Annotated in this window: 1 protein-coding gene; it reads left to right on the top strand. The window is 28.3% G+C overall.

What is annotated here, in order from left to right; translation table 11 throughout:
* Window positions 1–101: 101 nt before the first annotated feature.
* Window positions 102–2057, top strand: a complete 1956-nt coding sequence (locus tag M2098_RS11500) for a DUF262 domain-containing protein (protein WP_280684624.1) — start codon at window positions 102–104, stop codon at window positions 2055–2057.
* Window positions 2058–2291 lie beyond the last annotated feature (234 nt).

Genomic DNA, 2291 nt, shown 5'->3' with positions numbered 1-2291 from the left:
GGTTCGGAGTAGTACAAGCAGAAATCAATGACATGTTCGATAAACGATACAATTAGACTCTACTGTGACGTTTACACAAAATTATTGACACTGCCTACTATATGGGAACAATAAATTGTTGTTTACTTTCTGTTAAAGATTTACTAAATAAAAAACAGATTAAAATTGAATCTAAAATAAATGAAGGGAATTCCAAATCGATTATTTTTTCAGAAGAAAGAGAATTTGTAATACCGGACTTCCAAAGAGAAATTAGATGGAAACGAGATCAGTTACTAACGCTAGTCTCTGATATTTCAAAAGGATCAAAGCTTTTGGGTAATATTATATTATCTTACAAGTCAGAAAAAAATGAATACCATATTCTAGATGGCCAACAAAGACTAACAGCAATAATCATTATAATAAACTATATTAAGCAAAAATTTGGAAAAGAGTTAGGTAATGAGTTTTTTAGTATATGTAATTTTTCATTACAATCATTACCAAGTTTTACCGTACTTCTAGAACATGAATTTAACTTGAAGAACTTCAATGATGATGATAGACAAATGTTGGAAGAAGAAGATGTATATAACCAGACAGAACGTTACAATCTCCTTTTTAATGCACTTGGAGATCGAAGTTGTTTGACCACGGCCAATAAAGCAAAAGACTTTTTAAGAAACTTGTATAAATGCGAATTGAATATTTTAATACAAGAAATGACAAGCACTGATATTGGTATTGAGTCATATCTAGATGTGAATATAAAAGGAATTAAGCTAGATAGAGAGGATATTTTTAAAGGTTATCTCTTTGATCATGTTGATAATCAAGTAATTTATGAAAAGTGGACAAAATTAAAAGCCTCATATTTATCTGTCAAAGAACCTATTTCGATAGATTTAATGACAATTATTAGATATGTAATGGAATCTACTATCTCTACATTAAATCTAGAGCAACATCCAAAATTTTCCGCACAATTTGAGCTTGAATCAGAAATAACATTACGTGAAACAGATACTTTTTATGAAGGAGATCATATTATTAAAGTTTTATGTGATTCTACGTACTGTATTAAAGTCATTGATCTTTCTCAAAAAATTATTGATTACTTCTCTTGTATTATAAATTCAAATGAAACCTCACAAAAATTTAAAGAATTCATAGGATTAGGCAATGAAATAAGTAACCACACATATCCGTTGCTATTTAATTTAAGTAGAAAGATAGCGAGAGATCCGGAAGATATTCCAAAAGCTATTTTGATAAAATATTTAATCAGCAATCTATTTATTGAAAAGAATAGCAAAAGCAAAAAGAAAGTAAAAGAATTATATACAGTTTACCTTTTTATGGTTGTTTTCATTATTTTCGTTGGAAAGAAAGATATTAAAAACTATCTGTCAATTTTACAAACAAATGAATGGAATGAAGAACTGATAAAGAAAATAATAGAGATTGTACGCGATCCTAGTGCAATAGGGTTACGTAAAATTAGAGCTTCGTATCAACCATTAAGCGAGTTGACAGAAGATATTAAAGATATTGATCAAGCACATAGATGTAAATCATTTGCCTCTATTTATAATTATTTCGAAATAGTAAATTCGGGACAAGAACCTGCTCATGTTAAAATAACAGACATAAAACAATTAAATGATTTTCTAAAAAATAATACAAAATATACGGTTGAACATTTTATAATAAATCAAAGTTCAAAATATGTTCCTGGTAATGGAAACGATACAGAAAAGTTTTATCCTAAAGAAATTGCAAAGCTTAATAAATCAATATTTAATTTTATTTTTATTAGTGACACTTTGAATAATAATCTAAATAATAAAATATTCCGAGATAAGATTACTGAATTGAAGAATAACTATGAAATTACTAGTTTTAACTATAATAACGATTTTATCTCTGTATGCGACTCTACTTTTTCGGATCTTAATAACCGGACCGAAGCAGAATTAGAGACTTACTTTAATGAGCAGTTCTTCGAGGAGTATCAAGATTTTACTAAAAAAATGCTAAATAAATTCATTATAAGACTTTGCCCGTCTAACTAATTTTTAACTGAATTTGTCGCTTATCTCGATGATATAACGTAATCAGCAAACTAGTATGTCAAAAAAATGATCCGAGATTTCAAGTGCTATAAAAATATTTACATAACATGAGGAGATCAATATATATACGACTTTTTCCGGTGCTTTGAGAACTAGCGGGGTTTTAGACAAAAGTTATAAAGTATAGAGGGGTCAATCTTGACCCCTCTATTAGTTTAAAGCCATCAGTTCAAT

It is taken from the genome of Breznakia sp. PFB1-19 (assembly GCF_029893935.1).
Lineage (GTDB): Bacteria > Bacillota_I > Bacilli_A > Erysipelotrichales > Erysipelotrichaceae > Breznakia > Breznakia blatticola.
Note: the sequence above shows the minus strand (reverse complement) of the source record. Positions and strands in the feature narration are given on the sequence as shown.

Bases quoted from the DNA above. Each gene is read 5' to 3' on its own strand.
- M2098_RS11500 (WP_280684624.1), top strand. From the start codon at position 102: ATGGGAACAATAAATTGTTGTTTACTTTCTGTTAAAGATTTACTAAAT.